We start from the raw sequence: 20,547 nt of genomic DNA on the forward strand, positions 1-20,547 counted from the left end.
TTCAGATATATGTTGGGAGTGAACCAACATTTATAGCTTCGTCCATCTCGACGAGTTTGGCAGTATTCAATCCGATACCACCCTGTTTTATTAAAAATCGCACGAGGGAACTCGTCGAGATTCCTTCGTACGTATCGTGATCTTGCAGAATTTCGTTTGCGATCTGCTTACAAATCTCGAATGTTACGCCCTCACGATTCCGAAAAAGGTCCGCTACATCTTGCCTACCAAGAGCGCGATCTAGACCGGCCAGTGAAAAATCGGCTTCTTTCCGTTCAGCTAAAATCGTCAGCGCAAGAGTGCGTATCGACCAGAAGAAGCGCCGTCGAATTTCATCGTTGAAAGTCCAATCCGACCGCGCAGTAAGGCTTAAAACCGCGACAGCAATATCGCGCTCCTTCTGATAACTTCGCTTCCGTTGAAAGCTGTGACGCATTTCATCAAGGAAACTCTGCGCCTCAAAAACCGAAACACCTTCGAAAGCAATGTGACAGGCGAACAAGTCTCCTTCCGCCGCCCTCGAAATCATCCAATCCTGCGGATAAAAATGTACGCTAAGTCCATCAAATTTTCTTGGACTCAACAGCTTTCCTGTTTTTGCAGCTACCAAGACATCTACGTCAGAGTCTTCGCGTGCATCACCCCTTGCTCGACTACCATAGAGGACGATAGCCAAACTCATCTAACCCTCGACAATTTTGCGATAATCGTACCGAAAAAGACGGTGTAGAAGATCACCGCAAGCATCGCATGGATACTCTGAAAAAGTACGAGATTAGACCCCAGATCGCTAGCATATTCGTTGCTATATCCAGCCAAGATTGTGATGTTGAAACTCTTTCGCCAAGGCTGCGAGAATTCAAAGAGATGTAAGTAAGCCAATCCCGCTACGAACCATAGCGCGGCGATACCCATCAATGGGCGCAATGCCGAGGCGCCCCAGCCATTGAGCACTCCGATTAGCCGCAAAAGCAAATTCTCGAGAATGTTGAAAACCAAGCCAAAAGCGGACGCAATCCGATTACGGTTCTCGGGGAACAATACGTGAAAGAGATCAGACGCAATCTTGGCCTTAGACTGCTGAAGGTCGTGTAATTTTGCAGTCTTATAAAAGGTGTGATCGTCACCAACGGAATCATGTGAAGACAGCAAGGTCCTAGCGAGATGTGCTCGCGTGCCTTGAAGTCTAAACCACTGATACAACCTGTTTCTGATCCCTGCGCTATCTTCTTGAACGCCGCTGAATCCGGCTTCAATCAAATCACTTGGATTGGTGAGAAACGTTCGATCAAAATCAGTTTTGCTGCCTGACATCCCTATTTTTTTGAAGGTGTTATTCCGAAACTAACAACGACTAAAATGCGATAGGGAGAAAGAGCAGCTTTCAAACGAACAACTTCTGAAATGGGTATCTCGCCAACTCGAATAGGCAAAATCACATCCGATAAAGATACATCGGTCGAACATGAACAGTGTGTCCGAATCGAAAAGGCCCTGAAAATCGCAGTTTTTGAATGTAATACCAATGATCTTGAAAGTATCCCCCCGCGAAACAACGCCATCGAGGTGCTGTCCAATAAAGTATTTCTCGCAGGGGCCAGCCGTCTGATCGAAATCCCAGCTGCCCTCGGTCAAATTTCCATCGAGATCCGGATTGTGAATTGGGTCCCACCAGCAGTCTCTGCGCCGATGACCCATGTGGCCTGTATAATGGTGGCTTTTCGGCTCCGCCTTTTGGACCGGCTTGACTTTCTCGCGGGCGAAAAACGATCTGATTGTTGTCAACACATCGCCCTCCTCGTTGGACTTACCTAATGATCAGTGGCGTAGCCTGCCCAACCGGTTTCGACAATTTTTCCCGTGATTCAGACAACTGGAAAGGAATCGTCCTCACTTGAGTGTGCTCAATCGACTACCCCAACATCGGCTTCAAATAAGCCCCCGTATAACTCCCCTCCACGCTGGCAACCTCCTCCGGCGTCCCCTGCGCGACGATCTCGCCGCCGCGCACACCGCCGTCCGGGCCGAGGTCCAGCAGCCAGTCGGCGGTCTTGATCACGTCGAGGTTGTGTTCGATCACCACCACGGAATTGCCCTGGTCCACCAATCGGTGAAGCACTTCCAGCAGCTTTCGCACGTCCTCGAAATGCAGGCCGGTGGTCGGCTCGTCGAGGATGTACAGCGTCTGCCCGGTGCTGCGTTTCGACAGTTCCTTGGCCAGTTTCACGCGCTGCGCCTCCCCGCCCGATAGCGTGGTGGCCTGCTGGCCCACCTTCACGTAGCTGAGGCCCACCTCGTTCAGCATGTGCATCTTGTCGCGGATGGGGGGCACGGCCTTGAAGAATTCCTCCGCGTCCTCGATCGTCATGTCCAGCACGTCGGCGATGGACATGCCCTTGAACTTCACCTCCAGCGTTTCGCGGTTGTAGCGCTTGCCGTCGCATTCCTCGCACGTCACGTAGACGTCGGGCAGGAAGTGCATCTCGATCTTGATCAGGCCGTCGCCCTGGCACGCCTCGCACCGGCCGCCCTTCACGTTGAAGCTGAAGCGACCCGGCTTGTATCCGCGCGCCTGCGCTTCGGGCAGGCCTGCGAACCAGTCGCGGATATTGGTGAAGGCGCCGGTGTAGGTGGCGGGGTTGGAGCGCGGGGTGCGGCCGATGGGCGACTGGTCGATCTCGATCACCTTGTCGCAGTATTCCAGGCCCGTCACCTTGTCGTGCGCGCCGGCCACCACGCGGGCGTTGTTGAGCGTGCGCGCGGCGGAGGCATATAGCGTGTCGATGGTGAAGCTGGACTTGCCCGACCCGCTGACGCCGGTGACGCAGGTGAAGGTGCCCAGGGGTATCGAGGCGGTGACGTTGTTGAGGTTGTTCGCCCGCGCGCCGTGGACGGTGAGCTTGTGGCCGTTGCCCTTGCGGCGCTTTTCCGGAACCTCGATCTTGCGGCGGCCGGTCAGGTAATCGGCGGTGAGCGAGTTCCTGGCCTTCAGCACCTGATTCAGGGTGCCCTGCGCCACCACCTCGCCGCCGTGCACGCCCGCGCCGGGGCCAAGGTCCACCACGTGGTCCGCCGCACGGATGGCGTCCTCGTCGTGCTCCACCACGATCACGGTGTTGCCGAGGTCGCGCAGACGCTTGAGGGTTTCCAGCAGCCGGTCGTTGTCGCGCTGATGGAGGCCGATGGACGGCTCGTCCAGCACGTAGAGCACGCCCGACAGGCCGGAGCCGATCTGCGATGCGAGGCGGATGCGCTGGCTCTCGCCCCCGGACAGGGTGCCGCTGGTGCGGTCGAGGTTGAGGTAGTCGAGGCCGACGTTGTTGAGGAAGCCCAGCCGCTCCACGATTTCCTTGAGGATGGCGCGCGCGATCTGGTTCTGCGTGGCGGTGAGCTTCTCCGGCAGCGCCTCGAACCATTCGAGCGCATCGGAGACGCTGAGGCGCGTGGGCTGGGAAATGTCGGTATCGACGATCTTCACCGCGCGCGCCTTTTCATTCAGGCGCGCGCCGCCGCAGGTCTCGCACGGCTGCGCGGTCTGGAAGCGGGCCAGCTCCTCCTGCATCCACGCGCTCTCGGTCTGCGCCATGCGGCGGTTGAGGTTGCCCATCACCCCCTCGAACGCCTTCTGCACGGTATATTCCTTGCGCCCGTCCTTGAAGGTGAGCGGCACGCGCTTGCCCTTAGTGCCGTAGAGGATCACATCGCGGTGCTCGGGTTTCAGGTCGCTCCAGGGCGTGGTGAGGTCGAAGCCGTATTCCGCCGCCAGGCTGCCGAGCACCTGCATGTAGTAGGGCGACGGCGGGTTGGACTTGGCCCAAGGCACCACGGCGCCCTTCTTCAGGCTCAGTTCCTCGTTCGGCACCACCAGTTGCGGGTCGAACAGCTGCTTCTCGCCGATGCCGTCGCACGTGGGGCAGGCGCCTTGCGGGGCGTTGAAGGAGAACAGGCGCGGCTCGATCTCCTCGATGGTGAAGCCCGACACCGGGCAGGCGAATTTCTCTGAGAACACGATACGGTTGGCAGGGATGCCTGCGCCTTTCAGGTTGCCGCCGCTGTCGGCCTCGTCCTCGCGCCCCCGCACCACGCCATCGGCGAGGTCCACGTAGGCCAGCCCCTCGGCCAGCTTCAGCGCCTGTTCGAACGAGTCCGCCAGCCGCGTTTCCAGCCCTTCCTTCACCGCGAGGCGATCCACCACCACCTCGATGTCGTGCTTGAATTTCTTGTCGAGCGCAGGCGCGTCCTCGATCGCGTACATCTCGCCGTCGATGCGTACGCGGGTAAAGCCCGCCTTCTGCCACTCGGCCAGTTCCTTGCGGTATTCGCCCTTGCGGCCGCGCACCACGGGGGCAAGCAGGTAGAGCCGCGTGCCTTCGGGCAATTCCATCACCCGGTCGACCATGTTAGAGACGGTCTGCGCCTCGATCGGCAGTCCGGTGGCAGGCGAGTAGGGAACGCCCACCCTCGCCCACAACAGGCGCATGTAGTCGTAGATCTCGGTAACGGTCGCCACGGTGGAGCGCGGGTTGCGGCTCGTGGTCTTCTGCTCGATGCTGATCGCTGGAGAGAGCCCGTCGATGTGCTCCACATCGGGCTTCTGCATCATTTCCAGGAACTGGCGCGCGTAGGCCGAGAGGCTCTCCACGTAGCGTCGCTGCCCCTCGGCATAGATGGTGTCGAACGCGAGGCTCGACTTGCCGGAGCCGGAAAGCCCGGTGATGACGATCAGGCTGTCGCGCGGAAGGTCGATGTCGACCCCCTTGAGGTTATGTTCGCGAGCGCCTTTTACGGAGATTTTGGTAAGAGCCATAAGCCGTCCAAGTGGGGCCTTGTATGTCACAAGTCCAGTGGGCCTGAAGTCCGTGCCTGACCGAAGGTGGCCGGTCCGCATCTGTTCCTATAATGTTCCGGCAACTGACGCAAGGCAGCCCAAAAGCCGTAGTGCGCCGCTGGCGCGATTCCCGTAACGCTATGCCTGGCCGAAATCGTTGAAATCACGCTCGAAAATCGAACCGCGGAAAATTTATCAATATGCGTGAACAAGTCGCGATTAGGGTTAACCAAATATTAACCGTTTGTTCTTCCGCCGTCTGAAAACCCGCTGAATTTCGCTGATCCGGCGAGGTAGGCTGACGATCTGCCATCTTTCAAGAGTACGCATTTTGCGCAATCTGCACTTAATTCGCGGTAGCATACTCTTAACGCGGCTCTTCCTAAAATCTCCATAATCTCAATACCTTGGACGGGAATGAGAGAGGAAGAGAAATGAGGAAGACAAACACCGCGATTCTCCGAGCGACGATGATGGCCGGGGTTGGCGTGGCCAGCCTGACCGCACCGGGACTTACCAAGCCCGTCCAGGCCCAGGCTCTCCAGCCGGTCGTCGATGTCTGCACCGGAATATCCCTCGACGATTCCGTGCTGACGGATGTGCTGAACACCACGGTCGTACCCACGGCGACAGGGCTTGAAACGCTTTACGACAATCTGCTCAGTATCGAGCTGGACCTCGGCATCGGCACGATCGACCTGCTCGACATTCCCGACGTGGATCTCGGCATCGCGGAGACCACTGCGGCGCTTGCGTCCGGAGACGCGGTTACGCTTCAGGTTCTCGATACCGACGGCAACCTGGTATCGCCCGGCGATTGCAACCTCCAGGCAGACAATTACACGCTGAGCGACGAAGCAGGGCTTGCCATCGGTGGCAACCAGATCACCGGGCTGGGAGCGGAAGGACTGACGGCATCGGCCGGAGAGCTCGACGCCATTGCGCTGGGCAACAACGCTTCCACCACAGTAGGCGCGAACGGTGCCATCGCCATCGGCACGGATGCCAGCGCAACGGCAGCAAACAGCGTGGCCCTTGGCGCAGGCTCCATTGCGGATCGCGGTGCGCAGACCGGCTACACCGCCGATTTCCTTGCCGGGACATTCGACTCCGTCGGTTCGGTATCGGTGGGCGCGCCGGGCGCGCTGCGACAGATCACCAACGTCGCCCCCGGCTCCGCCCCGACCGATGCCGCGACCGTCGGACAGGTGCAGGCCGCCATCGACAGCGTCAGCGGCGCGGTCGCCAATGCCGTGCAATACGATGACGCCACGCAGACTTCCATCACCCTGGGCGGTGCCGGTGGAACCACCATCGCCAACCTGGCCGATGGCGAGGTAAGCGCAACGTCGGGCGAGGCAGTCAACGGCTCCCAGCTGTTCGCCACCAATCAGGACGTGGCCGCGAACGCCAGCGATATCGCCGACCTGCAAACGGATGTCGCCACGAACACCACGAATATCACGAACCTGCAGACGGACGTTGCGGCGAACACCACCGATATCGCGGCGCTCCAGGACACGGCCGTGCAATACGACGATGCCACCCAGGCCAGCGTGACCCTGGGCGGTGCCGGCGGCACCACCATCGGCAATCTGGCCGATGGCGAGGTAAGCGCAACGTCGGACGAGGCGGTGAACGGCTCCCAGTTGTTCGCAACCAACGAGAACGTAGCCGCGAATACCGGCGACATTGCCGATCTCCAGACGGACATGGCAACAAACACCACCGACATTACGAACCTGCAGGCGGACGTCACGACGAACACCACCGATATCGCGGAATTGCAGGATACGGCGGTGCAATACGACGATGCCACCCAGGCCAGCGTGACCCTGGGCGGTGCCGGCGGGACGACCGTCACCAATGTCGCCGATGGCGCGCTCAGCGCAGGCTCCAGCGATGCCGTCAACGGCTCGCAGCTGTTCGCCACCAACACTCAGGTGGATGCGAACACGGCGGCGATCCAGGCCAATGCCGACGCTATCCTGGCGATCGAGACCAACGGCGATCCGCTGGGCGTGACTTATGACGATGCGACGCGCACCAGTGTCACCTTCGACGGCGCCGGCGGCACGACGCTCGCCAATGTCCGGGATGGCGAAGTCAGCGCCACGTCCGACGAAGCGGTGAACGGCAGCCAGCTGTTCGAGACCAACGAGGCCGTTGCCGATCTCGATACGCGGGTCACCACCAACGAGGGCGACATTGTCGACCTCGACAACCGTGTCACCACGAACGAGACCGACATCGCCAACATCGACGCGCGCGTGACGGTGAGCGAGGGTGACATCGCCACCAATACCACCGACATCGCCAATCTCGATGACCGGGTGACGATCAACGAGGGCGATATCGCCGATATCGACGCCCGCGTAACGGTGAATGAAGGCGATATCGCCAACAACACTACGGAGATCGCCAACCTGGACGACCGGGTTACGGTGAACGAGGGCGATATCAGCGACATCGATGCCCGCGTTACCGTGAACGAGGGCGACATTGCGGACAACAGCACCGCGATTGCCAACATCGACAACCGCGTGACGGTGAACGAAACCTCGATCGTCGAAGTGCAGCAGCAGCTTGCCAACGTCCCCATCGGCTACGTGGCAGATGCCGATCCCACGATGCTGAGCGATACGCCCACCAACACCGCTGCGCTGATCGGTGCCGGCGGCGATCCTGTTCGCGTGACGAACGTGGCAGCGGGCAATGTCGCAGCCGGGTCGACCGACGCGGTCAACGGTTCGCAGCTGGCGGCCACCAACGCAGCCGTGGCAGAGAACCGTGTGGATATCGACCAGAACACCTCGGACATCGCGACGATCAATGCCAACCTCTCGGGCAGCACGGTCGTCGCGGTGCAGTATTCCGATCCCGACAACCCGACGCAGAGCAACGGCGGCACGATCACGCAGGACGTGACCTTCGTGGGCCTCGACTCCTCCGCGCCGGTGCGGGTGCACAACGTCGCCAACGGCACGCTAGCGAACGACGCAGTGAACCTGGGGCAGTTGCAGGCGGGGCTTGCCGACGTGATGAGCAGCTCGATGGAATATACCGACCAGCGGTTCGACATCATCAGCGCCGGGCTGGACCAGCTGGCCTTCGACCTCGACGAACTGCGCGACGAGGCCTTTGCCGGAACCGCGGGCGCCATGGCTCTCGCGGGCGTCCCGCAGACGATGGATCCGGGCCGCTCGATGGTTGGCGGCGCGATCGGCCACTACCGCGGCGAAACGGCCTTTGCGATCGGCGCGTCCACCACGTTCAACGACGGCGCGGGCGTGCTGAGCGTGGGCGGCACGATCGATACCAACGGCAAGGGCGGCTTCAGCGCCGGGGCCGGTATCAGCTTCTAACGCCAGATCGGCAGACAGGAGGAGGGCGTGTCACCCAGCCGGGTGGCGCGCCCTTCTCTTTTTCAGTCGCGCTTCCCGAAGCTGACCCCGTCGAGCGTGCCCAGCCCTGCGTCCTCGATCCTGAAGGTGGCGCCGTACTCCTGCGCGGCATCACCGAAGAAGCGGCCCAGCAGGGAGCCGTTCCCGCCGTTCAGGTCCGCCTCGATCTCGCCCGTCACCGCCGACAATGCGCCGGCGAAATCGTAGATACCGTAGGCGATGGGCACACCGCCCGCGTCTACGCCGCTCGGTGCAATCCGCACGGTCAGCGTCTGGTCGCCGAAATTCACCCGCAGCAGCGAGGTGCCGCCGAACTCCGCCAGGATGTCCGATCCCTGCCGCAGGGTGCCCGCCGTGCGCCCCGTATAGCTGGCGCTGCCGGTGAGCGGTATCTGGTCGAGCGGCGTGGCAATGCCGAAGGCGATCCAGTCGAGCGAGGTTGCCTCCACCGCGCCGCCCGCGTCCAGTCGGGTGCCGATCACGCGGGCAAAGCTGGTATAGGTCAGCGCCACGCCCTGCGAACTGCCGTCGAACAGGCCGATGTCGTACTGCACCTCGCCCCCACCCGCCACCGGCTGCGTGGCGCGGTAGGCAAGCAGGTCGTTCGCATCCTGCGCGGAGACCCGGTTGCCGGGGCCGAAGCCGATGGTGAACTGGCTCGTCCCCACTTCCCACCGCTGCGTCGCCGCGTCGTAGGTGAGGAAATATTCGCTCAGCAGGGATTCGATGCCGCCTGCCTCCGGGAACAGGTTCGCATTGCGGCTGGTGCGGAAACGTGTGACGCCGGTGAGGTTCGCCAGCGTGTCGCCGGGCAGGACGGCATCGTATTCGCGGCCCGCGAAGCTGGCGCTGTAGAAGTAGTCGCCCGAGGTTGCGTAGAGCGTGCCGCCGACCTCGTCCGCATCCGGCCCGTAGAACCGGCCCGACCAGTCGCCGTTGAACGCCAGCGCCCCGGCCCCGTCGGTATGGTTGGCGGTAAAGCTGCCGGTGAACAGGTTCTCGCCCGAGGCCAAGTCTGCTGTGCCGGACAGCGTTCCCGCATTGGCCTCGTCGCGCGACTGGCCCTGCGTGTTGCTGACCGAGGTGTTCGCGGCGATCGTCACCTTGCCGGTGGCAAAGTCGACCTGGACGGAGCCGACGCCGCTCAACAGCGAGAGCGTGTCGTACGGCGCACCCTGTGCGGAAGACCCGGACAGCGCGCCGCGAAGGGTGATGAAATGCGCCGCCCGGCCCCTGGGCGCGATATCGGCCACATCGCTGGGCAGGCCGAAGACGAAGCTGGATGCGGAATATTCGCGCTCGTCGTCGATGGCATTGTAGCTCGAGGTGTAGAACAACCCCTCCCGCACGTATTCCGGACGCGGTTCGATCAGCCCCTGGTCGCCAGTGGAGAGGAGGAGGTTGCGCTCTTCTCCGTTCGCGCTGTTCGCAAAGGCGAAGTTCCCGGCAGAGGGCAGCGCGTCACTCGGCAGGAAGCGGTAATTCTGCGGCCCGACCCCGATCACGTAGGCATTGTCGGCCGCATCGTAACTGATGGTGACTTGCGAACCATCGCCCTTCGTAGAAGCCTGCGCCGCGCCGCGGTCGTAGGTAACGGCGGTGATATCGGCCTGCGTCGCGAATGTGCCCGTTTCCAGCGGCGGCTGCACGCTGGTGTTCGGTGCTGTCGGCACCGGCGTGGGTGTGGGCGAAGGAGTGGGCGTCGGCGTCGGCGTCGGCGTCGGCGTCGGCGCTGGAGAAGGTGTCGGCGTTGCCGTGGGCGCGGGGCCGGGCGTGATGACCGGGCCGCCGCCGCCGCTTGAGGTTCCGCCCCCGCCGCACGCTGCCAGTGCCAGCGCGAGGCTGGAGATCGAAACCGTCTTCAAGGAGTGCATGTGTACCCTTCTTGCGCCTTAGCGGGAGCGCCCGGTATGCCAGCAGGCGCGCCACCCCTGCGGGCGACGCGCCAACCCGTTGTCAGTCTTTCTTGCCGAAGAACACGCCGTCGATATCCAGCTGGTTGTCGCCGCCGCGAATGGTGTCGCGGGTGTAGATATCGAAGCCGCCGCCGATCTCTGCCGCCTGCGGGCCGAAGAAGTAGGCGAACATGTCGCCCACATCGGTGTCGGCCCCGTCGCGCAGGTTCGCCTGGTTCAGCTTGTTGCCGGTGATCGAGCCAAGGTCCGTGGTGTAGGTGCCCAGATCGCGCGTGGCCCCGGTGTTCTCGTTCGTGCCGTTCAGGTCCAGAGCCGCGCTCCACGAACCTGCCCCGAAGTTCACCGTGATCGCGTTGGTGCCATCCACGGTGTAGAACTCGTCACCGTCGAAGCCGGTGCTGGCCCCCACGCCCACGACCGTGGTGGTGTAGCTGGCGCTGCCGGTGGTCGGCACGTCCACGTCCTCTGTCTCGAACCCGAAGACGAGCAGATAACGGTCCACCGTGCCGTCACCCGCCTGGTAATCGATGAAGGAGGTGTAGGTCAGCTCCACCAGCGAATTGCCAGCCGCGGGGTTGAGCAGCTTCATGCCGTTTACCGGGTCCACCCCGGTTTCGCCCAGCACGGTATCGCCATAGGCGATGAACTGGTCATTCGACTGCGCGGCGTTGATGTCGGTTTCGTCGAATGTTGCCTCGATCCCGCGCACGACGGTCCATTCGCCGGTGGCAGGATCGTAGCTGACGGGCGCGACACCGGTCACTTCCATGAAATCGCCCACCTGGCCGAACTGCTGGTAAACCTCGGTGCTGAACGAATAGCGCGACTGCTGCGTGCGCAGCTGGATCGCGCCGAAATCGGTCGGCTCGGTCAGCTCGGCAAAGTTGGTGGCAATGCCCCGGAACGCGGGATCGCGAGAGCCAGCCAGCGAACCGGCGTAGGAATATCCGCCGCCCAGCGACTGGAACGTGGCGGCGACTTCCAGCGCAGCAGGGCCAAAGAACAGCCCTTCCCAGCTTCCTTCCACGCCGTTCAGGCGGAACACGCCGTCGAAGTCGTTTTCGAAGCCCGAAATGTCGGCGCTGGCGTTGTAGTTCACCGTGCCCAGCGAAGCGCCGGTGGCCAGATTGTACCGCTCGGCATCGCCCGTCAGGTAGATGCTGTCGCCCTGGAAATAGACGTCCATCGTGCCGGGCACGAGCGAGCGCACCAGTTCCGTCGGCGCGCCGTTCTGCCCGGCCATCGCATAGAGATAGACCGAGTAGTTGGCAGAGCCCGTGCGCGGCACTTCGGAAGCCGCTGTGGGGATACCGGCGTAGAAGCCGTAGGCATCGAACACGCTGCCCGCGCCCGCAGGATTGCGGCTGCTGAACAGACCGTGCGTGACATAGGAAAGGTTCTTGTCCGGCGTTGCCGGGAAGTCCGCGACCACCAGCACATCCTGGTTGTTGCCGGTGCCGTTGACGAAGCGCGAATAGTTGACGTTGCCAGCCGCGAAGCTGCCCGTCTCGCTGCCCGGAACGAAAGTGACCGTGTCGGCACCGACCACCACTTCGTAATTGCCGGTGGCGGAATCGTAGACGATATCGAGCCTGCTGGTGCCGGATTCCGGCTGCGTCACCACGCCGCCGGTGGAATTGGTGTCGAGACTGAGCAGCGAGGCGCGCGTCGCAAAGCCATACCGGCCATCGGGATCGATCAGGGACGTGGTGCCCGGCGGCAGGCTGGGCAGCGTCACCAGCGTGGGATCTGCACGACCCGGCAGCAGGTCCGGAAGGGAGACGCTCGCCCCCGCCTTGCCCACGGCCGCGCCGAAGATGTCGAGTTGGCCGCCCGACACGGGGTCCACCGTCTGGGCGAACCAGCGCGCGATCAGTTCCTCGGCATTGGGACCGGTGAACTGGCCCTGGTAATAGCCCCCGCTGCCCGATGGCGTGTTCGGCCCGGCGATGCCGCCGAAGAACGCGGGATCGGGGAAGAATTCGGAATTGTCGTATGTGATCTGGCCGGTTTCCAGCGTGTAATCACCCAATTGCGTCAGCGTCCCGGCAATAGGATCGTAAAGCCACGGGCTGAGCGAGCCGCCCACCGTGCCTGCGCCGAAATTGACGACGAACTGGCCGGTGCCGGTCACCTCGTAATTTCCGCCACGCCCGTTCGACATGGTGGTGTTGTCGGACTGGCCGTAGAGCAGCGCGCCATAGGTCGCCTGCCCGGTGCGAGGGATCGCATCTGCCGGGGTCAGCTGGCCGAATGCGACGTAGCCCTGCTCGACGTCGAAATAGGTGAGCCGGTCCAGCGAACGGTATTCGAACGCGAGCAGGCTGGAATAGGTCAGCGCGAGTTCGGGATTGTCGTCTGCAGGTCGCAGGACATAGGCCGTGTGCTGTTCGGCCACGTCCTCTCCATTCACCTCGCGGGTGGTCTGGAAGCTGTAACCGTCGAAGGCAGCATTGCTGAGCGATGCGTTGCGCGTGGCAGGAAGCGCACGCTCAACCGTGCCCGCACCGGCGGTGTAAACGAAGGTTCCGGCACCCTCCGAAAAGTTGACCGATGAACCGTCCGAGGTGTGCGGATTGGGCTCTCCGCCGTTGAAATTGAACCCTGTGTCGGTGTCGATCTGGGTGCGATACTCCATGCCCATTTCGGCAAGGTTCTCGTTCACCACCATCGCGCGCAGCGAATCGTTGGTGGGGAACAGGCTGGTGTCCTTGCCAAGCATGACGCCGAAGAAAATCGGACCGCCAAGTCCGGTGTTGTGGGAATAGACCGCACCCAGTTCGTCGGCATTCGGGCCGTAGAATTGCCCTTCCAGCGAAACCGTGCCGCCGGTGTAGTTGGTGACCGAGAAAATGCCGCCGAAGGTCTTCGTGTCTCCGTAGATCGTGCCCTGCACCCTCCACGGGTCGATCTGCGTGACAGAGCCATTGCTCAGTGTGCTGAGCTCTCCGGTGCCAACGATGCTGCCACCTCCGAAATTCACCGTCAGCAGACCATCGCCGCGCGAGGGCAGGACGGTATCCTCGAAGGCCGTGGTGCCGTAAAGACGCACTTCGTAATCCGCCGAGCCAGTGGTGGGAATGTCGGCAATCGGCGTCACGATGCCATAGGCGATCGCCTCGATCTGCCCGCTGATCGTGGTTGCTGTCTCGTCAGTGCGCTGCCAGATCGCCGCGCCGACATAGCGGAAGAGCGGGTTGTCCGGCGTGCCGAGATCTTCGGAATTGGTGGTGACCAGCAGGCTGTCCGTACGCGTGCCGGAAGTGACGACGTAGACGTTCGCCTCAGCACTGCTGAGCGCGGAACTGCGTGACGACAGCGGGAAGGTCTGGCTGACCGAGCCGCTTGTGACACGGTAACTGTTGCTGGACGCGATGTATTCGAAAACCACGTCGGATTGGGCGACGGACCTGTTCCCTGAGGGATAGCTTGCCTGTCCGCGCAAGGACGTATTGCCGAAGCTCTGGCTCTGCAGCGTGCCGACGAGATCGGCATTCGCACCGGGAGCGGGCGTCGGTGTTGGCGTGGGCGTAGGCGTCGGTGTTGGCGCCGGAGTTGGCGTTGGTGTCGGCGCAGGCGTAGGCGTGGGTGTCGGTGTCGGTGTCGGTGTCGGTGTCGGACTGGGCGACGGTGTCGGCGAAGGTGCCGGTCCCGGCGTTATGATCGGCCCGCCATCGCCGCTGGTGCTGCCGCCGCCACATGCGGACAAGGCAAGAGCAAGACTCGACAGCGACGCCATGGCCGCAATCCGACGCTTGGAATTCATATTTTCTGAAAGCCCCTGAAAGATCCCCTGTCCGAAGGGTTTAGCGCCCCTTCCTGACAATGCGATAGTGCCCCCGATTCTAAATTCTGGCAATACTCAGAATGCAGCGGTTACGCCGAATTCCGCAGCGACGCGGTCGTAGTCGTAAATCTCTACCGTCGACCAGTTCCGCTCGTACCGCAGCCGCGCCACCGGCGCGAAGGTGCCGACGCGCAGCGCGCGCAGCGTCGCGGAGATGCCCGCATCGAAACGGTCATCGCGGCGGCGTTCGGGATAAAGTAACAGTCGCTCGTCCGCCTCGAGGTGCGAATAGCCGAGATTGGCCACCAGCGTGGTCTGCCCCGCCTCGCGATAGGCGTAGGCGGCAATGCCGCCGCGCGTGGTGGAATAGCCCGGATCGCGCGCCTCGCTGCGGCTGCCCGAAACGCTCAGCCCCCCGCCGAACCGCTGCGAGAAGGCACGGTCCACGCCGGTCGAGAGCGAGTATCGCGTGGCATCGCGCAGATCGTTGAACTTGTCCTCGCTGCGCAGCACGGAGCCATCGACGCGCAGCTGCGTGCGCTGGCCGATCGGGTGGCGCCAGTCCCCCTGCGCGCCGTAGGAGAAGGCATAGGGATCCCCGCCGAACCACCGCCACTGCACCACGCCGGTCAAGGCGAAACGGTCCGCGCCCGATTGCAGCTCCGGCCCCAGCTCCACGCCGATCGAATAGTCGTCGAACTGGTTTTCCTTGTAGAAGGAGCCGCCCGCGTTCACCTCGCCGCGCAGCAGCACTTTCGAGGATACCGGCAAGCGACCCCACAGCTGCGCGCGCGTGGCGAGGCCGAGACCGCTGGTCGCCTGGGCATCGTCACTGAGGTCGAAATCGCCGATGATCGTGCCCAGCGTGTCCGACCGGGTGGCGCGATTGATGTTGCTGTCGGGCGCGAACGCCAGTTCGAGGCTGGCACCGTAGAGGCGCGAGGAATTGAGCGCGCTGGCGTAGAAGCGCACCAGCCGCTCCACTTCCGGCGGCAGGCCCGACGCTTGGGCGGCCCGCAGTTCCCGCTCCGCCGCGCGCAGGTTGCCCATCGCCGCCTGCATCCGCGCCAGTTCCACGCGCACCCGCGCCGCATCGGGCTTTTCGTCGAGGATCTGCCGCAGGATCGTTGCCGCCTCGCGCGTCTCGCCCTGCCCGTCCAGCATCATGGCGAGGCGAAAGCGCGCTTCCGTGCGCAGTTCGATCTCGGGATGCTGCGCCAGGGCGCGATAGGCGGTTTCTGCCGTGTCGAAATCGCCGGCATCGCGCGCCTCGTCGGCAAAGGCGAACAATTGTGCGGGCGTGAGGTTTACCGTTTCGGTCCCGCCACGCTCGCCCTGCCGAACCTCTTGCGCGGCGGCGTGCACAGGGGTGGCCGCGATCAGCGCGGCACACAGGACCGATGCGAGGGAGAGGCGATTGAAATGCATGGAAGATATCCGGGTGGGCGGCTATCTGCGCCTGCTGCGCGGGATTGTCCATAGGGCACGGGGAAAGCTGGACGAATATGTCCGCAATCGCCATGTGCTCCCCATGTCGTCACGCCGCCTCTTCGTCGCCCTTCGCCCTCCCGAAGATGTCGCCGAAGCCCTGCTCGACTCGATGGAAGGCGTGCCCGGCGCGCGTTGGCAGGATGCCGACAACCTGCACGTGACCCTGCGCTTCGTCGGCGAGGTGGACCGTCACACGGCCGCAGACCTGACCACCGCGCTGGAAAGCGTGCTGTTCGCCCCCTTCCCGATCCGCATCTCGGGCGTCGGCCATTTCGAGGGCAAGGGCCGTGCCCGCGCGATCTGGGCGCGTATCGGCCCCAGTGCGGAACTGGACCTTTTGCAGATGCGCGTGGAGATGGCCTGCCGCCGCGCCGGACTGCCTTCGGAAACGCGCCGGTTCACCCCGCATATCACGCTGGCGCGCCTCAATTCGGGCAGCGGCTTCATCGGCGACTGGCTGCACGCAAACGGCGCACTGAGCCTTGGCCCGTGGCAAGTGGATGGCTTTTCCCTGTTCGAAAGTGACCTTACGCCGAACGGAGCGATATATTCGGAAATAACGAAATTTCCGTGACTTACCCAAACGTCTAAGAATGTTTCTCAAGGCACATGTCCCGCGCCATTCGTTCCCGCGCAACTCGTGAACCGTGGGCCTGATCGGACGAAGTGTGGACCGATCCTTTCTGCAACCCGTTGATAAGGTGAAACGATACACGGCGACCGCCGACAGTTCCTATCCGCGCCGGTTGCCACAGGCACAACAGGACTCCCATGTCGCATACGACGCTAGAAAACCCGATCGACGCACACGCGATTGCCGCCCAGGCGCCGCGCTTGAACCCGCGCGACGGCTCGACCCACCCTCCCAAACCCGCACGTTCGTCTGCTGAAACATCAACGAAGGGGAACGAGGAAAGGGCTGATAGTTCGAACGAACTCGAACCGGCCTTGAGCTGGATGCGCGGCGAAATGGTGCGCGAACTGGTGCGCCGGATGCGCCGCAAGTACCGCTCCATCAAGGGGGAGAACCTGCGTGGCAGGATGCGCAAGCGCAAGGCCGCGCTCGCCATGTCTGCCGCCGTTATGGGCTTCAGCACGGGCGCGGTTGATATCGCGGCCTTCGATCCGCAGCACAAGATCACTTTCCAGCAGGTCGACCCGACGCAAACGCGCGTTCACGCGCTGGAACTGGTGTCCAGTGACACCATGAAGGAAGCGCTCGCCGAAGAGGAAGGCGTGCGGCTGACCGTTTATCGCGACGTCGCAGGTTATCCGACCGTTGGTGTGGGCCACCTCGTTCGCCCGGAAGACGGTCTTCGTGTCGGGGACCGCATCACTTACGACCAGGCGCTCGATTTCCTCGAAGCCGACTTGCGCCGCGCCGAACAGGGTGTGAAACGCCTCGTCGGCGACCTGCCGCTCTACCAGCACGAGTTCGATGCGCTTGTGGACCTTGTCTACAACGTCGGTGAGGGGAACGTCTCCGAAGACCAGAGCCCCAATCTCAATGCCGCTATCCAGATGGCGGATTATGACGGGATCGCTCGAGAGCTGACCTATACGACTGCCGCCGGCAAGGTGGCGCGCGGACTGGAATTTCGTTCCGAGCGTCGTCAGTCGATTTTCATGAGCGCCCAGTATGAAGACCCGCGCGCAATTGAAATCAACACGAGTGGCCAGGCGACCACGTGATACGCGAAGCTTGAACCCAGCATTTCCTCCGGCCAAAAGCCAGCCCATGTTGCATAGCCGCACAGACCAGACAGCAAGACCCGCCCCGGCCCGTATCGTTGCCGCGCTGGCGGGTCTTGCGATGCTTGGCGCGTGTTCGGCGCAGGAAGGTCCTCCGGTCGATGCGTCTGGCGAAATGGCCGGCAGCCTGGACATTCCCGCACCCGCAGGTTCCGCCGCTGCCGAGGCCGAGCGTGATTGTCTGCTGGTGGTGTGGGAACAGCAGGTCTCTCCCGATCGCGAATTCGACCGTGCCAACGATCCTGCCGAGGGCGGACTTATCTCCTGCGCCACAGGCACGAGCGCGAGCCAGTTCGAGGCCGCCCTCACCGCCCTGCGCGAGGCCGCGACCGGCGAGGATCGCGACGCCCTGCTGGGCGAGATCGGCGTCCCCCTGCTCTACATCGATGCAGACGGCAACCGCCGCGACATGATGGAAACGGATCTTGCGGAGCGCGAGTTCACCGAAGTCTTCTCCCCCGAAATGCTCGCCCTGATGCGCAGCCTGGACCTTCGCGACATGACTGTCGTGCCCGATCAGGGCGGCTTCTTCGAACTTGGTGCGATCTGGCTCAGCCCCGGTGAGCCGGGAGGCCGTCCGCGCGTGGTGACGGTGAACAGGCAGGCGCTGGCCGAAGCGGCTGCTGCGGCGACGACCACGGAGGGGGAAACCTCCTCCTGAAACCCGCGTTCAGGCTCTTGGCAGGTTCCATCTGTAGGACTATGCGCCAAGTTTCAGTCGAAACCACAAAGCTGCGCCGTCCGGCGCGCCAAGACCAAATCCTGAAGGAAGAGACGCCCGAATGCGCAAGAGCAAACTTCTCGCCACCACCATGATCGCCGCGCTTGCCAGCGCCTGCACAACGATGGAAGAAGGCAGCATGAACACGCCTGCCGCCCTGCCCGATACGGCAGAATACAATCCCGACATTCCCGAAGCGACCAGCATCTTTGCCGAGCTGTCCCCGCTCTACATGCATGCCCCGCAGTTCGACCAGATCGAGGACAGCGAGTGGCAGGGCATCATCGAGGAAGCCATCGCCATCCAGCTGGCCGAGATCGAGGCGATTGCCGAGAACCCCAATCCGCCCACCTTCGACAACACGTTGGTGGCGATGGAGCGTTCGGGCCAGGTGTTCAGCCGTGCCTACGGCGCATTCAGCCAGATCGTTTCGGCGAACATCAACGATACCATCGCCATGACCGACGAGGAGCTCGCTCCGCAAGTCGCCGCGATGACCGACAGCATCTACCTCAACCCGCAGCTGTTCGCCCGCGTGAAGGCCGTCTACGACAACCGCGCCGCGATGAGCATGACGCCGGAAGACGCGATGCTGCTGGAGACGACATACGACGAATTCGTCCACCGCGGCGCGCTGCTGGGCGACAATGCGCAAACCGAACTGCGCCAGATCAACGAGCGGCTTTCCTCGCTTTCTTCGCAGATCTCGCAGCGCATCACGACGGGCCAGAACAACGCCTCGATCTTCGTGGATGACCGGGCCATGCTGTCCGGTCTTTCCGAAGGCCAGATCGCGTCCGCCGCCGCTGCCGCCGCCGAAGCGGGCCGCGATGGCGAGTTCATGTTGAACGTCAGCAACACAACCGGCGTCCCGCAGCTCGCGCAGCTCGACAACCGCGACGTGCGCGAGATGCTCTACAAGGCCAGCATCAACCGCAACCAGTCGGGCGAGGCCAGCACGCTGCCGCTGATCCAGGAAGTGGTCGCGCTGCGCAACCGCCGCGCCCAGCTGTTCGGTGAACCGAGCCACGCCAACTGGCAGATGTATGACCGCATGGTTTCCGACCCCGCGGCCGCCATCGGCTTCATGTCGGACATGGTTCCCGCCCTGCGCGCCACGCAGGAACGCGAGGCTGCCGTGCTGCAGGCCCGTATCGAGGAAGACGGGCACGACTTCACCCTCGCCCCGTGGGACTGGCAGTATTACGCCAGCAAGGTGCGGGCAGAGCGCTACGCCCTCGATAACGAGGAGATCAAGCAGTACTTCGTCGTCGAGAACGTGCTGGAGGACGGCGTGTTCTACATGGCCGAGCAGCTTTACGGCCTGACCTTCGAGGAACGCACCGACATCCCCACCTATCACCCGGACGTGAAGGTCTACACCGTCTTCCACGACGGTGAGGAACAGGCGCTGTTCTACTTCGATCCGTTCCAGCGCGAGAGCAAGCGTGGCGGTGCGTGGATGAGTAACTTCATCGAGCAGAGCCACCTGCTAGGCCTGAAGCCTGTCGTCACCAACACGCAGAACATCGCTCCGCCCGCCGCCGGCCAACCCGCGCTGGCGACCTGGGACGACGTGACCACGATGTTCCACGAGTTCGGCCACGCGCTGCACGGCATCTTCGCCGATCAGCAGTATCCCTCGCTCTCGGGCACGAACACCGCGCGCGACTGGGTGGAATTCCCCAGCCAGTTCCACGAGAACTTCGCCGCCGTTCCCGAGGTGCTGCAACGCTACGCTCGTCACAACGAGACCGGCGAAGTGATCCCGATGGAACTGGTGGAAGCGATCGACCGCGCCAGCAAGTTCAACCAGGGCCACAGCTTCGGCGAGATCATCGCCGCATCGCTGCTGGACATGGAATGGCACTCGCTCGACCCGAGCCAGCCCGCGCCGACGGACGTGATGGCCTTCGAAGCCGAAGCGCTGGAACGGATCGGCCTGCGCAGCGACCTGGTGCCGCCGCGCTACCGCACGCCCTACTACCGTCACATTTTCGAACACGGCTACGATGCGGGCTATTATGCCTACACGTGGACCGAAATGCTGCACCACGACGCCTACAGCTACGTGGCGGCAAACGGCGGCATGACCCGCGAGATGGGCGACCACATCGTGAACACCTTCCTCGGCCAGGGCCACTCGAAGACTTACGAACAGATGTTCCGCGACTTCACCGGCCGCGACCCGCGCGTCGAGCCGCTGCTGGAGGCACGGGGGCTGATCCCCGAGGATGACGACGTAACGGGTGTCGATGGCGCAGAAGGCGAAATTTAATCAATCGGCGGGGCAAGCACATGCCCCGCCACGCTTTCTTGAGAGATTTGGGCGGCATGGGTCTGGAAGCGAAACGTAAGGTCATCATTGCCGCGTTCTTCGCCTTCCCGGTCAGTTTCCTGATTGTGATGACGAGCGGTTCTCAAGATTCCGCTTGGGCAGCAATTGCTTTCATTGCCTGTTTCGCTGCAGGTTTCATTGCAGTTCTCGGAGTGATCCTCCTGCCGTTTTTCTCCAAATGCCCGAACTGCGACGATCGCTATTTTTCTTTCAGTCCCACTGCATTCTTTCTCTTCCGTCGTTGCAGAAGCTGCTTTGTCAGGGAAGGTAATGAGCCGGGTTCTCATTGGACGGAATAGCCGCTTATCCA

The 20,547-nt window shown here is 62.7% G+C and carries 16 protein-coding genes; 8 read left to right on the top strand and 8 right to left on the bottom strand.

Annotated features, from left to right (window positions below):
- Nucleotide 1: 1 nt before the first annotated feature.
- The 3 genes from ABFX23_RS06095 to ABFX23_RS17745 are packed head-to-tail and all read right to left on the bottom strand — an operon-like array spanning nt 2 to nt 1,452.
- Nucleotides 2-682 (bottom strand): nucleotidyltransferase family protein, encoded by a 681-nt coding sequence (locus tag ABFX23_RS06095; RefSeq protein WP_346032211.1) that lies wholly within the window; start codon nt 680-682, stop codon nt 2-4.
- Nucleotides 679-1,314, bottom strand: a complete 636-nt coding sequence (locus ABFX23_RS06100) for a hypothetical protein (protein ID WP_346032212.1) — start codon at nt 1,312-1,314, stop codon at nt 679-681. The genes ABFX23_RS06095 and ABFX23_RS06100 overlap by 4 nt, the downstream gene beginning before the upstream one ends.
- 30 nt (nt 1,315-1,344) lie before the next feature.
- A complete protein-coding gene (locus ABFX23_RS17745; RefSeq protein WP_428831651.1) occupies nt 1,345-1,452 on the bottom strand; it encodes a pentapeptide repeat-containing protein in 108 nt (35 codons plus the stop codon).
- On the opposite strand from ABFX23_RS17745, the gene ABFX23_RS06105 reads away from it, so the two are divergent.
- The gene (locus ABFX23_RS06105) at nt 1,405-1,815 is read left to right on the top strand and encodes a hypothetical protein (protein WP_346032213.1); all 411 of its coding nucleotides are present in this window, start codon (nt 1,405-1,407) and stop codon (nt 1,813-1,815) included. The genes ABFX23_RS17745 and ABFX23_RS06105 overlap by 48 nt on opposite strands.
- A 97-nt stretch (nt 1,816-1,912) precedes the next feature.
- On the opposite strand, the gene uvrA is transcribed toward ABFX23_RS06105, so the two are convergent.
- On the bottom strand, nt 1,913-4,807 hold the full coding sequence (gene uvrA, locus ABFX23_RS06110) for an excinuclease ABC subunit UvrA (RefSeq protein WP_346032214.1): 2,895 nt from the start codon (nt 4,805-4,807) through the stop codon (nt 1,913-1,915).
- 455 nt (nt 4,808-5,262) lie between these two features.
- On the opposite strand from uvrA, the gene ABFX23_RS06115 reads away from it, so the two are divergent.
- Nucleotides 5,263-8,193, top strand: coding sequence for a YadA family autotransporter adhesin (locus tag ABFX23_RS06115; RefSeq protein ID WP_346032215.1), 2,931 nt, complete (start codon nt 5,263-5,265; stop codon nt 8,191-8,193).
- A gap of 62 nt (nt 8,194-8,255) precedes the next feature.
- On the opposite strand, the gene ABFX23_RS06120 is transcribed toward ABFX23_RS06115, so the two are convergent.
- Nucleotides 8,256-9,905 carry a HupA family protein gene (locus ABFX23_RS06120; RefSeq protein WP_346032216.1) on the bottom strand — a complete coding sequence of 550 codons (1,650 nt, stop codon included), beginning with the start codon at nt 9,903-9,905 and terminating at the stop codon, nt 8,256-8,258.
- Here ABFX23_RS06120 and ABFX23_RS06125 point away from each other — a divergent pair.
- Nucleotides 9,886-10,128 carry a hypothetical protein gene (locus ABFX23_RS06125; RefSeq protein WP_346032217.1) on the top strand — a complete coding sequence of 81 codons (243 nt, stop codon included), beginning with the start codon at nt 9,886-9,888 and terminating at the stop codon, nt 10,126-10,128. The two genes, ABFX23_RS06120 and ABFX23_RS06125, sit on opposite strands and share 20 nt — an antisense overlap.
- A gap of 60 nt (nt 10,129-10,188) precedes the next feature.
- Here ABFX23_RS06125 and ABFX23_RS06130 read toward each other — a convergent pair whose 3' ends face one another.
- Nucleotides 10,189-13,539 carry a transferrin-binding protein-like solute binding protein gene (locus tag ABFX23_RS06130; protein ID WP_346032218.1) on the bottom strand — a complete coding sequence of 1,117 codons (3,351 nt, stop codon included), beginning with the start codon at nt 13,537-13,539 and terminating at the stop codon, nt 10,189-10,191.
- An 85-nt stretch (nt 13,540-13,624) separates the two neighbouring features.
- Between ABFX23_RS06130 and ABFX23_RS06135 the strand changes: the two genes are divergently transcribed.
- Nucleotides 13,625-13,933 carry a hypothetical protein gene (locus tag ABFX23_RS06135; protein ID WP_346032219.1) on the top strand — a complete coding sequence of 103 codons (309 nt, stop codon included), beginning with the start codon at nt 13,625-13,627 and terminating at the stop codon, nt 13,931-13,933.
- A gap of 77 nt (nt 13,934-14,010) precedes the next feature.
- Here ABFX23_RS06135 and ABFX23_RS06140 read toward each other — a convergent pair whose 3' ends face one another.
- Nucleotides 14,011-15,363: a surface lipoprotein assembly modifier gene (locus ABFX23_RS06140; protein ID WP_346032220.1), complete on the bottom strand. Its 1,353-nt coding sequence runs from the start codon at nt 15,361-15,363 to the stop codon at nt 14,011-14,013.
- On the opposite strand from ABFX23_RS06140, the gene thpR reads away from it, so the two are divergent.
- The 4 genes from thpR to ABFX23_RS06160 all read left to right on the top strand — a co-directional run bounded on the left by thpR (nt 15,362) and on the right by ABFX23_RS06160 (nt 20,177).
- A complete protein-coding gene (thpR, locus tag ABFX23_RS06145) occupies nt 15,362-16,000 on the top strand; it encodes an RNA 2',3'-cyclic phosphodiesterase (RefSeq protein WP_346032221.1) in 639 nt (212 codons plus the stop codon). The genes ABFX23_RS06140 and thpR overlap by 2 nt on opposite strands.
- 197 nt (nt 16,001-16,197) lie before the next feature.
- Nucleotides 16,198-17,118 (top strand): lysozyme, encoded by a 921-nt coding sequence (locus ABFX23_RS06150; protein WP_346032222.1) that lies wholly within the window; start codon nt 16,198-16,200, stop codon nt 17,116-17,118.
- A 46-nt stretch (nt 17,119-17,164) separates the two neighbouring features.
- Nucleotides 17,165-17,839, top strand: a complete 675-nt coding sequence (locus tag ABFX23_RS06155; protein ID WP_346032223.1) for a hypothetical protein — start codon at nt 17,165-17,167, stop codon at nt 17,837-17,839.
- Nucleotides 17,840-17,960: 121 nt separating this feature from the next.
- Nucleotides 17,961-20,177 carry a M3 family metallopeptidase gene (locus tag ABFX23_RS06160; RefSeq protein WP_346032224.1) on the top strand — a complete coding sequence of 739 codons (2,217 nt, stop codon included), beginning with the start codon at nt 17,961-17,963 and terminating at the stop codon, nt 20,175-20,177.
- Here ABFX23_RS06160 and ABFX23_RS06165 read toward each other — a convergent pair.
- Entirely contained in the window at nt 20,174-20,524 is a 351-nt protein-coding gene (locus ABFX23_RS06165) for a hypothetical protein (RefSeq protein ID WP_346032225.1), read from the bottom strand. The genes ABFX23_RS06160 and ABFX23_RS06165 overlap by 4 nt on opposite strands.
- Nucleotides 20,525-20,547: the final 23 nt, after the last annotated feature.

The sequence above is a fragment of the Erythrobacter westpacificensis genome, assembly GCF_039542285.1.
GTDB classification, from domain to species: Bacteria; Pseudomonadota; Alphaproteobacteria; order Sphingomonadales; family Sphingomonadaceae; genus Alteraurantiacibacter; species Alteraurantiacibacter westpacificensis.